Source organism: Spiroplasma sp. ChiS (genome assembly GCF_002968355.1).
GTDB lineage: Bacteria > Bacillota_I > Bacilli_A > Mycoplasmatales > Mycoplasmataceae > Spiroplasma > Spiroplasma citri.
Genome location: NZ_PUUH01000092.1, coordinates 42,442 through 60,320 on the forward strand (window position 1 = coordinate 42,442; position 17,879 = coordinate 60,320).

Annotated in this window: 17 protein-coding genes; all 17 read left to right on the top strand. The window is 29.3% G+C overall.

The genetic code is table 4. The features are described 5' to 3' along the window. Nucleotides 1-5: 5 nt before the first annotated feature. Complete coding sequence (gene ychF, locus C6B38_RS03440; RefSeq protein WP_105298667.1) at nt 6-1,106, top strand: redox-regulated ATPase YchF; 1,101 nt, start codon at nt 6-8, stop codon at nt 1,104-1,106. A 12-nt stretch (nt 1,107-1,118) separates the two neighbouring features. Beyond that, nucleotides 1,119-1,577 carry a 2-C-methyl-D-erythritol 2,4-cyclodiphosphate synthase gene (gene ispF / locus C6B38_RS03445; protein WP_105298668.1) on the top strand — a complete coding sequence of 153 codons (459 nt, stop codon included), beginning with the start codon at nt 1,119-1,121 and terminating at the stop codon, nt 1,575-1,577. A gap of 26 nt (nt 1,578-1,603) precedes the next feature. Next, entirely contained in the window at nt 1,604-3,052 is a 1,449-nt protein-coding gene (gene gltX, locus C6B38_RS03450; RefSeq protein WP_105298669.1) for a glutamate--tRNA ligase, read from the top strand. A 7-nt stretch (nt 3,053-3,059) separates the two neighbouring features. Next, nucleotides 3,060-4,292 (top strand): HD domain-containing protein, encoded by a 1,233-nt coding sequence (locus C6B38_RS03455; protein WP_105298670.1) that lies wholly within the window; start codon nt 3,060-3,062, stop codon nt 4,290-4,292. A gap of 15 nt (nt 4,293-4,307) precedes the next feature. Beyond that, a complete protein-coding gene (gene rpoE, locus C6B38_RS03460; protein WP_105298671.1) occupies nt 4,308-4,859 on the top strand; it encodes a DNA-directed RNA polymerase subunit delta in 552 nt (183 codons plus the stop codon). An 84-nt stretch (nt 4,860-4,943) separates the two neighbouring features. After that, nucleotides 4,944-6,539 (top strand): CTP synthase, encoded by a 1,596-nt coding sequence (locus tag C6B38_RS03465; RefSeq protein WP_105298672.1) that lies wholly within the window; start codon nt 4,944-4,946, stop codon nt 6,537-6,539. A gap of 68 nt (nt 6,540-6,607) precedes the next feature. Continuing rightward, nucleotides 6,608-7,909 (top strand): adenylosuccinate synthase, encoded by a 1,302-nt coding sequence (locus C6B38_RS03470; RefSeq protein WP_105298673.1) that lies wholly within the window; start codon nt 6,608-6,610, stop codon nt 7,907-7,909. Then, nucleotides 7,909-9,201, top strand: coding sequence for an adenylosuccinate lyase (purB, locus tag C6B38_RS03475; RefSeq protein ID WP_105298674.1), 1,293 nt, complete (start codon nt 7,909-7,911; stop codon nt 9,199-9,201). The genes C6B38_RS03470 and purB overlap by 1 nt, the downstream gene beginning before the upstream one ends. A 16-nt stretch (nt 9,202-9,217) precedes the next feature. Next, a complete protein-coding gene (gene pth / locus C6B38_RS03480; RefSeq protein WP_105298675.1) occupies nt 9,218-9,787 on the top strand; it encodes an aminoacyl-tRNA hydrolase in 570 nt (189 codons plus the stop codon). Continuing rightward, the gene (gene rsmI, locus C6B38_RS03485; RefSeq protein WP_105298676.1) at nt 9,777-10,685 is read left to right on the top strand and encodes a 16S rRNA (cytidine(1402)-2'-O)-methyltransferase; all 909 of its coding nucleotides are present in this window, start codon (nt 9,777-9,779) and stop codon (nt 10,683-10,685) included. The genes pth and rsmI overlap by 11 nt, the downstream gene beginning before the upstream one ends. Further along, a complete protein-coding gene (locus C6B38_RS11045; protein WP_233485504.1) occupies nt 10,663-11,049 on the top strand; it encodes a hypothetical protein in 387 nt (128 codons plus the stop codon). The genes rsmI and C6B38_RS11045 overlap by 23 nt, the downstream gene beginning before the upstream one ends. 215 nt (nt 11,050-11,264) lie before the next feature. After that, nucleotides 11,265-11,426 carry a hypothetical protein gene (locus C6B38_RS11050; protein WP_233485505.1) on the top strand — a complete coding sequence of 54 codons (162 nt, stop codon included), beginning with the start codon at nt 11,265-11,267 and terminating at the stop codon, nt 11,424-11,426. 70 nt (nt 11,427-11,496) lie between these two features. Further along, complete coding sequence (locus tag C6B38_RS03495; RefSeq protein WP_105298677.1) at nt 11,497-12,366, top strand: hypothetical protein; 870 nt, start codon at nt 11,497-11,499, stop codon at nt 12,364-12,366. Nucleotides 12,367-12,672: 306 nt separating this feature from the next. Further along, the gene (locus C6B38_RS03500; RefSeq protein WP_105298678.1) at nt 12,673-13,872 is read left to right on the top strand and encodes an arginine deiminase; all 1,200 of its coding nucleotides are present in this window, start codon (nt 12,673-12,675) and stop codon (nt 13,870-13,872) included. Nucleotides 13,873-13,911: 39 nt separating this feature from the next. Further along, nucleotides 13,912-14,916 carry an ornithine carbamoyltransferase gene (gene argF, locus C6B38_RS03505; RefSeq protein WP_105298679.1) on the top strand — a complete coding sequence of 335 codons (1,005 nt, stop codon included), beginning with the start codon at nt 13,912-13,914 and terminating at the stop codon, nt 14,914-14,916. A gap of 34 nt (nt 14,917-14,950) precedes the next feature. After that, nucleotides 14,951-16,441: a YfcC family protein gene (locus tag C6B38_RS03510; protein ID WP_105298680.1), complete on the top strand. Its 1,491-nt coding sequence runs from the start codon at nt 14,951-14,953 to the stop codon at nt 16,439-16,441. 51 nt (nt 16,442-16,492) lie between these two features. After that, a complete protein-coding gene (arcC, locus tag C6B38_RS03515) occupies nt 16,493-17,425 on the top strand; it encodes a carbamate kinase (RefSeq protein WP_105298681.1) in 933 nt (310 codons plus the stop codon). Nucleotides 17,426-17,879 lie beyond the last annotated feature (454 nt).

Sequence of the window (17,879 nt, forward strand, 5' to 3'; positions counted from 1 at the left end):
AAATAATGGCATTAAAAATGGGAATAGTTGGCTTACCAAACGTTGGTAAATCCACTTTATTTAACTCAATTACAAATTCACAAGTTGAAGCGGCTAATTATCCATTTGCAACAATTAATCCAAATGTTGGAACAGTGGCCGTTCCTGATGAACGAATGAATACTTTAATTGCCCTTTGTGCTCCCGATAAAGCAATTCATAGTACTTTTGAATTTTATGATATTGCAGGATTAATTGCGGGAGCTAGCAAAGGCGAAGGTTTAGGAAATGCTTTTTTGCAAAATATTCGAGAAACTGATGCAATTTGTATGGTTATCCGTTGTTTTGATAATAAAGATATTACCCACGTTGAAGGAACAATTGATCCAATTCGTGATATTGAAATTATTAATTTAGAATTAATTATTTCTGACCAAGAACAAATTAAAAAACGAATTGAGAAAATTGGTAAAAAAGCACAAACTTTTAAACAAAAAGAAGATGTTTTTGAATATGAATTGTTATTAAAGTTAGGGACAGCATTAGAAGAAAATAAATTATTAAAAGATTTAACATTATCAGATGATGAACTAAGAGTAGTAAAGAATTTTAATTTATTAACAATTAAACCTTTTATTTATGTTGCGAATGTTGCAGAAAGTGATTTAAATCAACCAGATAATTTTTATGTTAAAACAGTTAAAGAATATGCTCAACAAAAAGAAATTGAAGTAGCTGTTATTTGTGCTAAAATTGAAGAAGAATTATCAGCATTAGAACCAGATGATCGGAAGTTATTAATGACTGATTATGGTATTAAAGAAGCCGGTTTAAGCCAATTAATTAAAAAATCTTATGCTTTATTAGGTCTACAAACATTTTTTACTGCTGGTAAGCAAGAAGTACGAGCATGAACTTTTAAAAAAGGAGCTACAGCGCCAATGTGTGCCGGAATTATTCATTCTGATTTTGAGCGCGGTTTTATTCGGGCAGAAGTTTATTCATATGCTGATTTAGTTAAATATGGTAGTGAAAAATCTGTCAAAGAAAACGGACGTTTACGAAGCGAAGGAAAAACTTATGTTATGCAAGATGGTGATATATGTTTTTTTAAATTTAATGTCTAAGGAAAAATAATAATGCGAGTTGGCAATAGTTATGATTTACATAATTTAAAAATGGGAACAGGTTTTTATTTGGGGGGAATTCTTATTCCATGCCAATACCAAGTTGAAGCTGTTTCTGATGGTGATATTTTGTTGCATACAATTAGTGAAGCAATTATTGGAGCCTTAGGATTGGGTGATTTAGGTGAATGATTTGATGAAACAAATAAAAAACTTAATTCACAGTTAATTTTAAAAAAAGCATTAACATTAATGGCTGAGCAGAATTATCAAATTAGTAATATTGATACAACAATTATTATTGATGAACCACGTTTACAAAAACATAAAAAATCAATTAAAACTAATTTACAAAAATTATTACAAATTCCAGCTGAAAAAATTAATTTAAAAGCAAAAACTACTGAACAAAATTTTCCAAATATTATTCAAAGTTATACAACATTATTACTATTAAAAGAAAATGATTAGGTAAAAGGTTAGAATAGGGGATTAAAATGAAGCAAAAAGTTAGATTACGTTATGCGCCAAGTCCAACGGGATTTTTACATATTGGTAATACAAGAACGGCATTATTTAATTATTTATTTGCAAAACATTATGATGGTGTTTTTGTTCTACGAATTGAAGATACAGATATTGAACGAAATGTGGAAGGAGCAATTGCATCACAATTAGATAATTTACGTTGATTAGGGATTGAACCAGATGAAACAATTGATCGCCCAGGAGCTTATGGGCCATATCGACAATTAGAACGATTAGAGCTTTATCAGAAATATGCACAAAAATTATTAACAACAAAAAAAGCATATTATTGTTTTTGTACTCCATCTGAACTTGACAAAGATTGTGAAGCACAATTGGCAAAAGGATATTCTTCACCACGTTATAATCGCAAGTGTTGACAATTAACTTCCGAACAAATTGCTGAAAAATTAGCGAAACAAATTCCGTATAATTTACGTTTTTTTGTTCCAGATGAAGCAAGTTATGATTTTAATGATTTAGTCCGCGGATCTGTTCATTTTGAAGGAAAAGATCTTGGTGATTGAGTCATTTTAAAATCAAATGGGATTCCAACTTATAACTTTGCGGTAGTCATTGATGATATGTTAATGGAAATTAGTCATGTTGTGCGGGGAGAAGAACATATTTCCAATACGCCAAAACAATTAATGATTTACGAAGCATTTAATGCGACCCCCCCCGTTTTTGCTCATTTAACCTTAATTGTTAATGAACAACATAAAAAGTTGTCAAAACGAGATAGTCATTTAATGCAATTTATTAGTCAATATCGAACATTAGGATATTTACCAACAGCATTTTTTAATTTTATTAGTTTATTAGGATGATCCCCCCCGGGTACTGTTGAAATTTTTAGTCATGATGAGTTAATTAAAATTTTTGATGAAACACGATTTAGTAAATCACCAAGTATGTTTGATGTTAAAAAATTAACTTGAATGAATAATTATTATCTTAAACAAATGTGTGATGAGGATTATCTAACTTTTGTCCGACCTTTTTTAGCAACGGGCTATGATTTAACAAAAAAAACAACCGAATGAGTAAATATGTTATTATTAATTTATAAAAAAGAACTCCAATATGGGGCAGAAATTGTAGCATTAACAAAACCATTTTTTGAACCAACAACAAAATTATCAGCAACAACGCAAGCAGTGCTAACAGAATTAAGTGGTTATGAAGAAATGATAACATCTTTTAAAACAGCGTTAAGTCAATTGCCAGTTTGAGATGAACTAAATATTAAGCAATTAATTAGTAAAATGGGGGAGCAATATCTTATGAAAGGAAAGAATTTATTTATGCCAATTCGAATTTTCACTTCTCATCAGGAACATGGACCAGAACTAGCAAAGGTTATTTATTTATTAGGGAAAGAACAAGTAATTAGTAATATTACTAAATTGCAATAACGAAAAAATGAAATTACCACTAACAATCCGAGATAGTGTTCATGGCGATATTGAAATTGATGAAGAAATTACCGTAAAATTAATTAACACTCCAGAATTCCAACGCTTGGATCGCATTAGCCAATTAGCAGGGGGGCAATTTGTTTTTCCAAGTGCTTCTCATACGCGTTTTTCACATTGTATTGGTGTTTATTATTTAGTTAGTAAAATGTTAGAAACAACAAGTTTTCAAGAAATGTATAGTAAGCATGAACAATTATTGGTTAAATTAGCAGGATTACTGCATGATGTTGGACATGGACCATTTTCCCATACATTTGAAATGACTAATCAAGTAACAAAACAAAATATTAGTCATGAAAATTATTCGTCTTTATTAATTAAAGATCCAACAACAAATATTAATAAAATTTTAGCGGCCGAATTTAGTCCAGACGAAATTAATGAATTATGTATGATGATTGAAGGCAAACATCCTGATGAAGTTTTATCATCGTTAGTTTCATCTCAATTAGATGCTGACCGAATGGATTATTTATTACGTGATGCGCAAACGAGTGGCGTAGGCTATAGCCATGTTGATACGCAGTGAATTATTCGGCATTTGTTTATTAAAGATAAAAAGATTGTTTTTCCGTTAAAAGTACAATATGCAATTGAATCATTTTTAATTGGTCGTTATCATATGTATAAGCAGGTTTATTTACATTCATTAAGCATTGGATTTGACTTAACTTTCCAAATGATGTTTAAACGATTGTATGATTTATATCACAACAAGTATCAGTTTAAAAATAAAGCAATTATTACTTTATTAACCCCGGTGTTGGAAGGAAAAATGATGAGCCCGAACCAGTATTGTACGTTAGATGATTATACATTATTTACCTATTTAAAAATGTTAGAAAGTGAAAATGATGAGATTTTAGTTACATTAATTAAAATGTTAACGATGCGGAATTTTCTTCAAAAAATAAACCCAGAAAAAAAAAATTTCGAAGAAATTAAAAGTAATTTGATAAAAAAATATAAAAACCATTATAATTATTTTATGGTTGAATACAACCTAAAACCAGTTAAATTATATGATAGTGATACTAAACCAATTTATATTGATACACCAAAAGGAATTAAATGCATTATGGAAGTTTCAGAAGTCCTAGCGTTTAAAAATAATAGTAAAAAAACAGCAACAACAATTTGGTTTTCAATTGGGGAAAAATATGAGAATGATTGATAAGAAAGGTTTAAATTAATGAACGATAATGTAGAATTGTTAGAATTAGTGTATTCATATTTAAAAAAGAAAAAAAATAGTGATACTTTTGAAAATATTTGAAATGATATTGCATCAAAAAGTGATGTGACAGTTCACGGAGCCAGCAAAGAAGATGTTATTGCGGAATTATATACTGATTTGGTGTTAGATAACCGTTTTGTTTTGACAAGTGAAGGTATGTGAGGATTACGTGAATTCTTAAAATATGATGAAATTAAAAAACAATATGATTATACTGATCAGTTTGAAACAACAGAAGAATTTGAAGATATTGATTTAGATGAAGATGAAGACGAAGAGGAAAATGAAGAAGAAGCATTAATTGGTACTCTTGATTTTGATGATACATTAGATGATAATGATGATGATAACGAGGAAGATGATTTTGTTGAAATAGAAGTTGATGACGATTTAATTGAAAATGATTATTCTATTGATGATGACGACGAAACAGTAGCAGCTAAATTGGGTATTACAGAAGAAATTGACTGAAAAGCTCTTGAAAAAGAAATGGAAGAAAATAATTAATACCAAGATTAAAGAGTGTTAGAAGTGACAACCCTGTTAATTTCTAAACTCTTTTTAATTTGAGGATGAAAGGATGATAAAACAATGGCAAAATATATTTTTGTAACTGGTGGAGTTGTTAGTGGTTTAGGGAAAGGAATTACAGCTTCTTCAATTGGTGTTTTATTAAAAGCAAGTGGGTTAAATGTTTTTATGCAAAAATTTGATCCATATTTAAATGTTGATCCTGGAACAATGAGTCCTTATCAACATGGTGAAGTTTTTGTAACAGCAGATGGTGCTGAAACAGATTTAGATTTAGGACATTATGAACGTTTTATTGATGAAAATTTAACTAAAGAATCAAATATTACTTCAGGACGAATATATAAAAATGTAATTGAAAAAGAACGTCGTGGCGAATATGAAGGTGGAACAGTTCAAGTTGTTCCACATGTTACAAATGAAATTAAAAAGAAAGTTTATCATGCTGCATCAACTTCAAAAGCAGATATTATTATTACTGAAATTGGGGGGACAGTTGGAGATATTGAATCGTTACCTTTTATTGAAACAATTCGTCAAGTTCGAATGGAACAAGGACGAGAAAATGTTATTTATATGCATGTTTCCTTAGTTCCATATATTGCAGCATCAAAAGAATCAAAGACAAAGCCAACCCAACATTCAGTCCGAGAACTATTATCACTGGGAATTCAACCAGATATTGTTGTTGCCCGTACTGAACAAGCTCTAGATGATAATGTCCTTGAAAAAATTGCTCTATTTTGTAATATCGAAAAAAGTAATGTTTTAGTAGCTACTGATGTTGCTAGTATTTATGAAGTACCATTAAAAATGTATGAACAAAATGCTCAAATAGTAATTAGTAAGTTATTAAATTTAAAAATCACTAAAACTGATATGTCAGAATGAAAACGGTTTGTTGAAAAAATTAATCAGTCTCAACAAGTAATTGAAATTAAATTAGTTGGAAAATATATTGAACTTCCAGATGCTTATTTATCAGTTAGTGAATCGTTGCGAATTGCTGGATATGAAAATAAGGTTAAAATTAAAATTGATTGAATTAAAGCAGAAGATATTAATAAAAAAAATTATCAACAATTATTAAAAAATGCCAAAGGCATTTTAGTTCCTGGTGGCTTTGGTGAACGTGGTTTTGAAGGGAAAATTTTAGCATGCCAATTTGCTCGTGAAAATAACATTCCGTTTTTTGGAATTTGTTTTGGAATTCAAGCAGCTGTAATTGAATTTGCCCGTAATGTTTGTCATATTCAAGATGCTAATTCTTCAGAATTAACAGAAACAAAAAATGCAATTATTGACATTATTCGTGGAAAAGATAAAACTGATGCTTTAGGAGGAACATTACGCTTAGGTAATTATAAAACAACTTTTGTTCCAAACACATTAGCCCATAAATTATATGGCAAAAATGAGGCTTTAGAACGTCATCGCCATCGCTATGAAGTTAATAATGATTATCGTGAACAATTAGCGCAAGCAGGGTTAGTATTTAGTGGCCTTTATGTTGAGAAAAACTTAGTAGAAGTCATTGAAATCCCCAAACATCCTTTTTACCTTGCTGCTCAATATCATCCCGAATTTACTTCTCGTCCAAATAAACCGAATCCATTATTTAATGGTTTTGTGCAAGCAGTAATTAAAAATAAATAAAATGAAAAATTTAAAAAAATAGGCAGATTTATATTAAGATTAAACCGTAGAAAGGTTGGAAATAAGTTATGAGTGGTACAAATTATCGAACATTAGCAATTGTTGGGAGCCAGTGAGGTGATGAAGGAAAGGGCAAAATTACTGATTATTTTGCTCAACAAGCAGATGTTATTGTTCGTTGAGCTGGTGGTGATAATGCTGGACATACAATTGTCATTAAAGGAACAAAATATAAGTTAAGTATTGTTCCTTCTGGTGTTTTTAATAAAAAATCAATGAATGTAATTGGAAATGGTTGCGTTGTTAATTTACGTAAATTAGTTAGTGAAATTATTTATTTACAAGAACATGGTTTTGATTGTAAAAATTTATGAATTAGTGATCGTGCCCATTTAATTTTTCCATATCATATGAAAATTGATGAGTTGCAAGAAGAGTATCGTCAAAAAGACTCAATTGGAACAACAAAAAAAGGAATTGGTCCTTGTTATCAAGATAAAGCCGAACGAATTGGCATTAGACTAGGTGATTTGTTTGATGAAAAAGGATTTTTACAAAAACTAGAAAATAATTTAAAATTTAAAAATGAAGTTTTAACAAAAGTTTTTAATAGTAAAGGATTTGACCCAAAATTAATTTGAAAAGAATATTTGGCATTATTTCAACAAATTAAATCTTTAGTAACTGATACTTCAATTTTAGTTGATAATGCAATTCATACTCACCAAAAGGTTTTATTTGAAGGAGCACAAGGTGTAATGTTAGACTTAGATCACGGTACTTATCCTTTTGTTACTTCATCAAATCCAACAGCATCTTCAATTCCTGTTGGTGTTGGGATTGCACCTCGTTATATTAACAATGTTTTAGGAATCGTTAAAGCATATAATACCCGTGTTGGGACAGGACCATTTCCATCCGAAATTTTTGGGGAAGTTGAAATGTATATTCGTGAAGCAGGACATGAATATGGAACTGTATCTGGGCGAGCACGACGAATTGGGTGATTTGATGGTATTTTAATGAAACATTCACTGCGAATTAGTGGTTATACTAGTATGGCAATTATGTTATTAGATGTTTTAACTACTATTAAGGAATTAAAAATTTGTGTTGGATATGAATATCAGGGGCAACAAATTGATTATGTTCCAAGTACAATTAAAGAATATGAGATGTGTAAACCAATTTTAATAACAATGCCGGGATGAGATGAAGACATTAGTAATGTTACAACATTTGAAGGTTTACCACATAATGCCCAACAATATTTAATGAAATTAGAAGAAATTGTTGGTGTTCCAATTAGTTTATTTTCTGTTGGTCCTGATCGTGAACAAACTATTTTAATGAATAAGGAGATTTTTTAATGATTGAACGCTATTTTGTTCCAGAAATTGGAAAAATTTGAAGTGATGAAAATAAATATAATACTTGAGCAAAAGTAGAATTATTAGTTTGTGAAGGATGAGCACAAATAGGATTAATTCCTCCAACAGATATTGAAAAAATTAAAACTAATTTAACAGTAAATTTACCACGAATGTTAGAATTAGAAGCCGAAACGAAGCATGATGTTGTTGCTTTTACCCGCATGTTATCGGAGACACTAGGACCAGAAAAAAAATGAATTCATTATGGTTTAACATCAACTGATATTGTTGATACTAGTCAAAATTATTTGATGAAAGAATCAAATCATATTGTTGAAAAATATTTATTTGAATTAAAAGCTGCGTTAAAAGAAAAGGCTCTTGCATATAAAAATCAATTAATTATGGGACGTACCCATGGAATGTTCGCAGAACCAACCTCATTAGGATTGAAATTTTTACTTTGGTATGCTGAATTAGAACGTAATATGATGCAATTTAAAGCCGCAGGCTCAGCAATTGCTGTTGCAAAAATATCGGGTTCAGTTGGTAATTATGCGCATGTTGAAGTTCAGGTTGAAGAATATGTGGCAAAACAATTAGGGTTAAACCTTGATCCAATTACAACACAAGTAACATCACGCGATTATCATATTGCACTATTTACAAGTTTTAGTCAAATTGCTAGTTTATTAGAAAAAATGGCGCTTGAATTTCGTCATTTACAACGTTCAGAAGTGGGGGAAATTGCCGAAGGATTTAGTAAAAGTCAAAAAGGGTCATCATCAATGCCACATAAAAAAAATCCAATTAGTGCGGAAAATATTGCTGGTCTAGCTCGTTTGATTCGTAGTAATATGAATGTTACATTTGAAAATAACTTATTATGACATGAACGTGATATTTCACATAGTAGTAATGAGCGAATTATTATCCCCGATACATATCATTTAGTAGTTTATTTATTAAAGCGAATGATAGGTGTTATTAATAATTTGGTTGTTAGTCCGGATAAAATTATTGAACATTTACAACAAGCTAATCAAATTTATTTTAGCCAAGTTATTTTAACAAATATTTTGAAAGAAACTAACTATTCGCGAGAAGAAATTTATGATTTTATTCAAAAATGTACTTTAATAGCACAACAACAGCAACTTGATTTTAAAAATGTTTTAATTGATAATAATGTGGCAAAATATTTGCCCTTACCAAAATTAGAACAATTATTTGATAACAATTATTTTTTACGAAATATTGAACAAATTTATCACCGAGTGCTAAAGTAAAAAAAGGAGCAAAATGATGAAGTTAATTGTGGGTTTGGGGAATTCAGGCAATGAATATACTTATACAAGACATAATATTGGTTTTTTAGCAATTGCTAAGTTGGTAGATAAATTTGATTTAGCAAAGCCAAAAAATGCTTTTAATTCTTTAATATGAGAAATAACAATTAACAACGAGAAAGTTCTTTTTTGCAAACCACAGACATTTATGAATTTAAGTGGCACTGCCGTTTATCAAATTAAACAATTTTATAAATTAATATGAGAAGATATTATTGTTATTTATGATGATAAAGATATTCCTTTTAATATTATTAAGTTAAAAAAGAATGGTTCAAGTGCTGGCCATAATGGGATTAAAGATTTAATTCAAAAATTAGGTAGTGAAAATTTTTTAAGGATTCGTCTAGGAATTGGCAAAGATGTCCAGATTCCAACCCGAAACTGAGTACTAGGAAAGTTTTCTCCTACTCAGTTAGAAATTATTAATAATGATTTATTAGAAAGAGTTTATCAAATTATGGTGCAATATTTAGTAAAAGCAACTAGTTTTGATAAATTAATGAGTCTTTATAATGGCAAATAAAATTAAACAATATAGTTTTAAAAGCAATAATCCCAAAATTTACTTAATTGCAACTCCAATTGGTAATTTGCAAGAAATGACACCGCGAGCAATTGAAGTTATTAAAAATAATGTTCAAAAAATTTATTGTGAAGATACCCGTAACACGATTAAACTATTAAATTATTTTAATTGTAAAAAACAGTTAATTTCTTTAAACAAAGAAAATGAAATGCATCGTTTAACAGAAATGTTAAATGATTTAGCACAAAACTTATCAATTGCGATTATTAGTGATGCTGGTTATCCACTTATTAGTGATCCGGGTTATTATGCCGTTAATCATATTTTGGAACATTATCCTTATGATGTAATACCGATTAGTGGCGCTAATGCTGCTTTAAACGCTATTGTTAGTTCGGGTCTTAATCCGCACCATTTTTTATTTTTTGGGTTTTTAAATAAAGCAAAAACAAAAAAGATTAATGAATTAGAACAGTTGTTATCATTACCATACCCCATTATTTTTTATGAAGCACCCCATCGAACCTTAGAAACATTAAAAATAATTAAAACAGTTTTTGGTGATCGTAAAATTGCCGTTGGTAAGGAAATTACAAAAATTCATGAGCAATGATATCGTGGTCATTTAAGCAAAGTGCTTTTATTTTTACAGCAAGAAGAAAATGTTGCTGTTGGTGAATATGTGCTTGTTGTTGATGGTGTGGGGAATGTTACTGACCCTGTTWTTGCAGATGAAATTTTGGTTGCTAAAATTGACCAGTTAATCATAAAACAAAATTATCGAGTTAAACAAGCAATTGATTTTGTTGCAAATAAATATAAAATTAGTAAAAATTTTTTATATAATAAATATCATCAGCAAAAGGAACAAGATGAAACAAACAGAACGAATTAAACAGTTAGTGTTTTGTAGCATTCTCTTTAGTTTAGAAATTATTATTTTACTTTTAACTTATTTTTATAGTTTATTTTATTATCAATTGAATTGATTAAGTTATTTATGATATTTTGTTAGTTGATGAAGTGTGCAAACTGATTGTTTAATTTTATTATTTGCCTTAGGAGGATTAATTTATTTTACAAAATTAAGAAATTGTGGCTTTGTGACAAATCGGTTTTTTATCTTATATATTGTCTTTGCCGCTTTGTTAACATTTTTATTTTTTACACTTGGGACAATTATCGGTGCGGTTACTGGTGAAAAATTTACTGGCAGTTGGCATAACATAGCAATTTATTGAATTAGTACAACAGTGTAACATTGGGTTTGTCCAGTTATTTTTATTATTTGTTTTTGCATATTGGTAGAAAAAGAATTTATAAATTATAAATATTTTTGTTTACAAAAATTATATAAGTTTTATCTTCATCCAATTTTTACACCATTTTTATTGATGTCCGCCAAGGCGTTTTATTATTAACTCCAGTTGATGAAAAATTATGAAATTATAGTGTTCCAGCAAATAATTATTATGTGCCATATTTTTTTCAAGATTTTCGCCACTTAGAATATTATATTTTATATTTACTTGTGTTAAGTATCATTATTGCTTTATTAATAACATTTGTTGTTAATTTAAATAATTTATTAGTTAACCGTCAAAAAATTAAAGAAATGCAAGAAAAGATAAATTAAATTTAAATAATTATTATTTTACGGTAAAATTGAAATACATAAAAATTATAGAAGAATAGAGGGATAAAAAATGACACAACAGAGTAATTTCTGAACAGATGTTGAAAAAGGAATGATGAGTTACTTAACAAAATATATTAATCTTTTTGAAACAGACTATGCAAAATACACAGCGGAAAAAAATCCAAAAATAGAAGCTTTTTTAGCGGGGGCAAAGTTTAAAACTAATTTTGAAGATTTATTTAATTTTATGAAAACAGAAATCAAACCATTATTTGATGATATTAGAGCAGAATATTTACAAGATAAAAAACCAGAAGAAATTGACCAGAAAAAAGTTACAACATTAATTGAAGTAAGCAAATTATTTAACGCAATTATTCCATTGCCACGATTTTTAAATGATTTTATGACTAGTGCAAAAGAAGCTAGCCCTGTTGATTTAAATAAACTTTTTGTAAATATGATGAAGTTAGAGATTGGTGAGTTAACAAAAATTTATGAGGATGAGATAAAAAATCTTGATCCAGCACTTGATAAATGTTTAAAAGATATTAATAGTGCTAATGATGCTTTAGAAATTTGAAATTTAGTAAATCAATTAGGCTTATTTTTACAACGTGATATTATGTTAACTGATTTTTCTCCTGAAAAAGAAGAAGAAAAGTTAAAAGGGCAGTTAGAAAATATTAATCAAATTGAAAAAGATTATAATGATGGAAAAATTAAATTACCAGAATTTAATAAAGAAAAAATTATTGAAGAAGTCCAAGCGTATCATAATTTTGTCATTGCATTAAACCCGAAAAAGCGATTAGAAATTGCTGAAAAAACAACAGAATATCGTAATAAAGTTGTTCCTTTAGTTCAAATTATTCAATGTTTACATGATTTATTAATTAATATTTTAACTAAAACAAATATCATTAATATAACATAAAAAACTTTAAAGTATTGTTTTTAAAATTAAAAAGAATAATATAAAAGTATAAGGATAAAAAAGTAAACAATGGCATTTTTACTTATGCAATATGGAAAAGTGTATTGCTTTAAATATATTTGATAAAAGGATAACATAATCAATCTTGAGTATATTTATTTAAATGACATTAAATGACATTACAATTTGATAGGTATTCTGTGTATTTAACAGCAATTTTCATTTTTTAGTTTTGCATGTTTATCTTTAATTTTTATTAAAGGATTTTAATAAAAATGGACATAGAAAGAGAAGAGGACAAGTAACATGATAGAAAAATATGGTATTAATGTTTATTCAGAAATAGGTAATTTGAAAACAGTATTACTACATCGTCCTGGCGATGAATTAGCCAATTTATCACCAGATTTATTAGAACGATTATTGTTTGATGATACACCAGATTTAGCAGTTGCACAAAAAGAACATGATTTTTTTGCACAAACTTTTAGAGATTTAGGTGTTGAAGTATTATATATTGAAAAATTAGTCGCTGAAGTTTTAGACACTGATTCAAAAATGCGGCAAGAATTACTAGAACAGTTTTTAAAAGAATCTGGTGCTAAAGAAGAATACATTAGTAAGTTACGTACTTATTTAGGTAAATTAGATAATCAAGCTCTTGTTAATAAAATGATAGCAGGAGTAACAAAATACGAGTTAGGAGTAGAAATTACAGATAATTATCCGCTAGCGGTTGATCCAATGCCAAATATTTTATTCCAACGTGATCCATTTGCATCAATTGGAAATGGTGCAACTATTCATAAAATGTTTACGGTTACTAGAAATCGTGAAACATTATTTTCTGATGTTGTTTTAAGACATCATCCGCGTTTTAAAGGAAAAATTAATTTTTGATATGATCGTAACGAAAAAGAAACTTTAGAAGGTGGAGATATTTTAGTTTTAAATGCAAAATCATTAATTATTGGTGTTTCACAAAGGACATCGATGGAAGCTATTAAAATAGTAGCAAAAAACTTAATTGAAAATGATTCAGTTAGTTATGAAAAAGTAATTGCATTATATTTAAAAACAAAAAATCGTGCTTTTATGCATTTAGATACTGTTTTTACTAATATTGATTATGATAAATTTATCGCGCATCCATTAATTTTTGAAGCAATGGGTGAATTTAAAATTTTTGAAATTACAAAAAATGGAGTTAAAGAAATTAAAGAAACAATTAAGGATTATTTATCAGAAGAAGTTGGTAAGCCAGTTCAAATTTTTAAATGTGGTGGAGAAGATCCAATTGCACAGGCAAGAGAACAATGAAATGATGCGACAAATGTTATTACAATTCGTCCTGGCGAAGTGATTGCCTATTCAAGAAATCAAATTACAATTGAAATTTTAAAAGAATCTGGTGTTAAAGTCCACGTTATTGATTCAGCTGAATTATCACGTGGGCGTGGAGGACCTCGCTGTATGTCAATGCCAATTTGAAGAGAAGATATCTAAAATATTAATATTATATTTTAAAAGGAGAGAAAAAATAATATGGCTGTAAATTTAAAAGGAAGAAGTTTCCTAACTTTACTAGATTTCACGCAAAGAGAAATTTACTATTTATTAGATTTAGCAAGACAATTAAAAGAAGCAAAATATGCTGGAACTGAACAAAAACCATTAGCTGGAAAATCTGTTGCTTTATTATTTGCAAAAGATTCAACACGAACAAGATGTGCTTTTGAAGTAGGAACATTTGATTTAGGTATGCACCCTGTTTATTTAGGACCAAGTGGTAGTCAAATGGGGAAAAAAGAATCAATTGAAGATACTGCAAAAGTGTTAGGGAGAATGTTTGATGGAATTCAATTTCGTGGATTTAAACAAACTGATGTTGAAGCATTAGCAAAATATTCAGGTGTTCCAGTATGAAATGGATTAACTGATGAATTTCACCCAACCCAAATGTTAGCTGATATTTTAACATTGCAAGAAGAAAAAGGACAACGCAATATGAAAGGGCTAAAATTTGTTTATTTTGGTGATTCTCGTTTTAATATGGCAAATAGTTATATGGTTGTTAGTGCTAAATTAGGAATGCATTTTGTTGCTTGTGCGCCAAAAGACTTATGACCAAATGCAGAATTATTGAAAAAAGTACAAGCAATTGCGAAAGAACATGGTGGTTCAATTACGTTAACTGAAGACCACAAAACAGCAGCAAAAGATGCTGATGCAATTGCCACTGATGTTTGAGTGTCAATGGGAGAAGATTCTGCCGTTTGAGGAAAAAGAATTAAGTATTTAACACCATATCAAGTAACAATGGAAAAAATGAAACAAGCAAAAGAAGATGCTATCTTTTTACATTGTTTACCAAGTTTCCATGATGGGAATACAGATACTGCACAACAAGTGATTAAACAATTTGGTGGAACTGGAGAATTAGAAGTTACTGATGAAGTTTTCCAATCAAAATATTCACGTGTTTTTGAAGAAGCAGAAAATCGTTTACATACTATTAAAGCAGTAATGCTAGCAACAATTCGTGGCTAGGTTATTTATGAAAGATTAAAAGGGGGGTGCAAAAATGGATATAAAAAAGAAAAAAAAGTTTAAATTTAAATTACCCACAGCATTTACAATTTTATTAGGAATTACGCTTTTAATTATTATTGTATCTTGAATTCCAGGAACAACTGGCCAATGAAAAGATTCTGATGGAAACCTTTACAATGGTGGTCCTGCCGGAATTTTTGACTTATTTTTAGCTCCAATGCAAGGATTTAAAAATAAAGTTGATGTTATTGTCTTTATTTTAGTTTTAGGAGGATTCTTAGGAATCGTTATTGAATCAAAAGCATTAGATGCTGGAATTGGCCGTTTAGTCGCAAAAATGAAAGGCCGTGAAATTTGAATTATTCCAATTGTAATGTTTTTATTTTCAGTTGGTGGTACAACTTATGGAATGGGTGAGGAAACAATTGCCTTATATCCAGTTATTATTCCTGTTTTATTGGCTGCTGGTTTTGATGTTTTAACAGCGGTAATGGCGATTTTATTTGGTGCCGGGATTGGTTGTATTGGTTCAACATTAAATCCGTTTGTTATTCAAATTGCCGCTGATAGTGCTGGTGTGCCTGTTTTAACATCAACAACAGGAATTATTTGAAGAGCTGTGTGATGATTATTATTAACAGCTGGTGGAATTTCATTTGTTGTTTGATATGCATTACGTGTTCGCCGTACACCAGGGAAATCACCATTGTTTGATAAAAAAGATTTTTATGAAGCAGAATTTGCAATTGTTGATGATTTACCAGAATATAATGGTAAGCTAAAAGCAATTATGGCAATTTTTATGATTAGTTTTGTCTTGATGATTTTTTCATTAATTGGATGAGACAAATTTGGAATTCCTGCCTTTGTTAATTTTACAAAATTAGTTAGTGAACATGCCCCATTTATTGCCAATTTCTTTGCACCATTAGAGCAATGATCATTTATTGAAATTTCAGCATTATTCTTTATTGCATCAATTATTATTGCATTAATTAATTGAAAAGGAGAAGAAAAATACGTTAATAGTTTTATCAGTGGTTCAGCTGATATCTTATCCGTTTGTTTAGTTATTGCGTTTGCAGCTGGAATTGGGTTTATTATGACAAATACTGGAATGCAAAACAAATTAGTTAGTGGATTATCTGCACCAATGTCGAAATTAGGAAAAACAGGTTTTATTATGGTAGCCTTCTTCTTCTTCCTAATTATCTCATTTGTAATTCCATCTAGTTCAGGATTTGCTCAAACTGTTTTCCCAATTTTAGGTCCTGTTGCTAATGGGGTAGCAACTGGTTTAACATCAGGAACAATTACTGCCTTTTCATTCGCAAATGGAATTATTAATTTAATTGCTCCAACAAGTGCAATTTTAATGGCAGCTTTATCAATTTCAAAAGTTCCTTATGGTAGTTTTATGAAAGCATCATGACCATTAATTGTTGGAATTGTTATTGCAACAATTATCTTATTAGGAATTGGAACTTTACTACCAATTTCAAACACTAGCCCTTGATTCTAAATGCCAATTAATTAAGAAAGTTTTCATTTTAAGAGAAAGGATATGTAAATTATGGCAAGAATAGTTGTTGTGTTAGGAGGAAACGCATTAGGAAATTCCCCCAGTGAACAACAAGAAATTATAAAAGATACTGCGAAAGCAATGGTTGACATCATTGAAAATGGTGATGAATTAATTATTGCGCACGGGAATGGACCACAAGTTGGAATGATTAACAATGCTTTTGATGAAGCTGCACATGTGAATAATAAAATTCCAATGATGCCATTTCCAGAGTGTGGAGCAATGTCACAAGCCTATATTGGCTATCATTTACAAAATGCAATTTTAAATGAATTAAATAAACGTAAAATTAAGAAAAATGTTGTAACAATTGTAACACAAGTTGAAGTTGATCAAAAAGATTCTGCTTTTAATAATCCAACAAAACCAATTGGGGCGTTTTATTCCGAAACAGAGGCAAAAGCATTAGCTAAAAAAAATGGTTTTACTGTTAAAGAAGATGCTGGACGGGGATGACGACGAGTAATTGCATCACCACAGCCAATTGATATTGTTGAAAAAGAAATTATCGAAGATTTAATTAAGCAAGGACATATTGTAATTACCGTTGGTGGTGGGGGCATTCCTGTTGTAAAAACAGGAACTGCTTATCAAGGCGTTCCTGCTGTTATTGACAAAGATTTTGCGAGTGCAAAGTTAGCGGAGTTAATTAAAGCCGATAAATTGATGATTTTAACAGCAGTAGCTAAAGTTGCAATCAATTATGGAAAACCTTATCAACAGGCGTTAGATGTTTTAACTTTAACTGAGGCAGAAAAATATATTGCCGAAAATCAATTTGCGCCAGGTAGTATGTTACCAAAAGTACAAGCTGCAATGAAATTTGCTAGTTCTGGGTCACAGAAAATGGCAATTATTGCGGAGTTAGCCCAAGCTAAAGCAGCATTAGCGGGTAAAGCTGGTACAACAATTAGGAAATAAATTCATAGTAGTTATTAAAACCTTTTTTCGCTAAAAATTGCTTTTTCTAGAAAGTACAATTAAGAAAGAAGGTTTTTATTGTGGTAAAGTTATCAAAAAGAAGGCCTAAAAAACAGTTTGAAATTTAAAAAAAATATTTTTTGCTAAATTTGAGTAATAATAAGATTAAGAAAAAACTTAATAATTATTTAAACTATTTATTAAAAATTTACAAAAGAATAAAATTAATATATCATTATTTTAAGAAAAAGAAATGTGACATAATTCAACCCGAGATAACAAAAGATATTAATCTAATTTAAATAAAGAATGAAGGATAAGAAATGAAAGAGGATTTAAATAGTATTCAACATCAAATTTTAACACAAGAAGATAATTTGGATAAATTTGTTACTGATTTATATTATTTTAGTACGTTACTAGAAAACTTAAAAAAAGATTTTAAAAATCATTT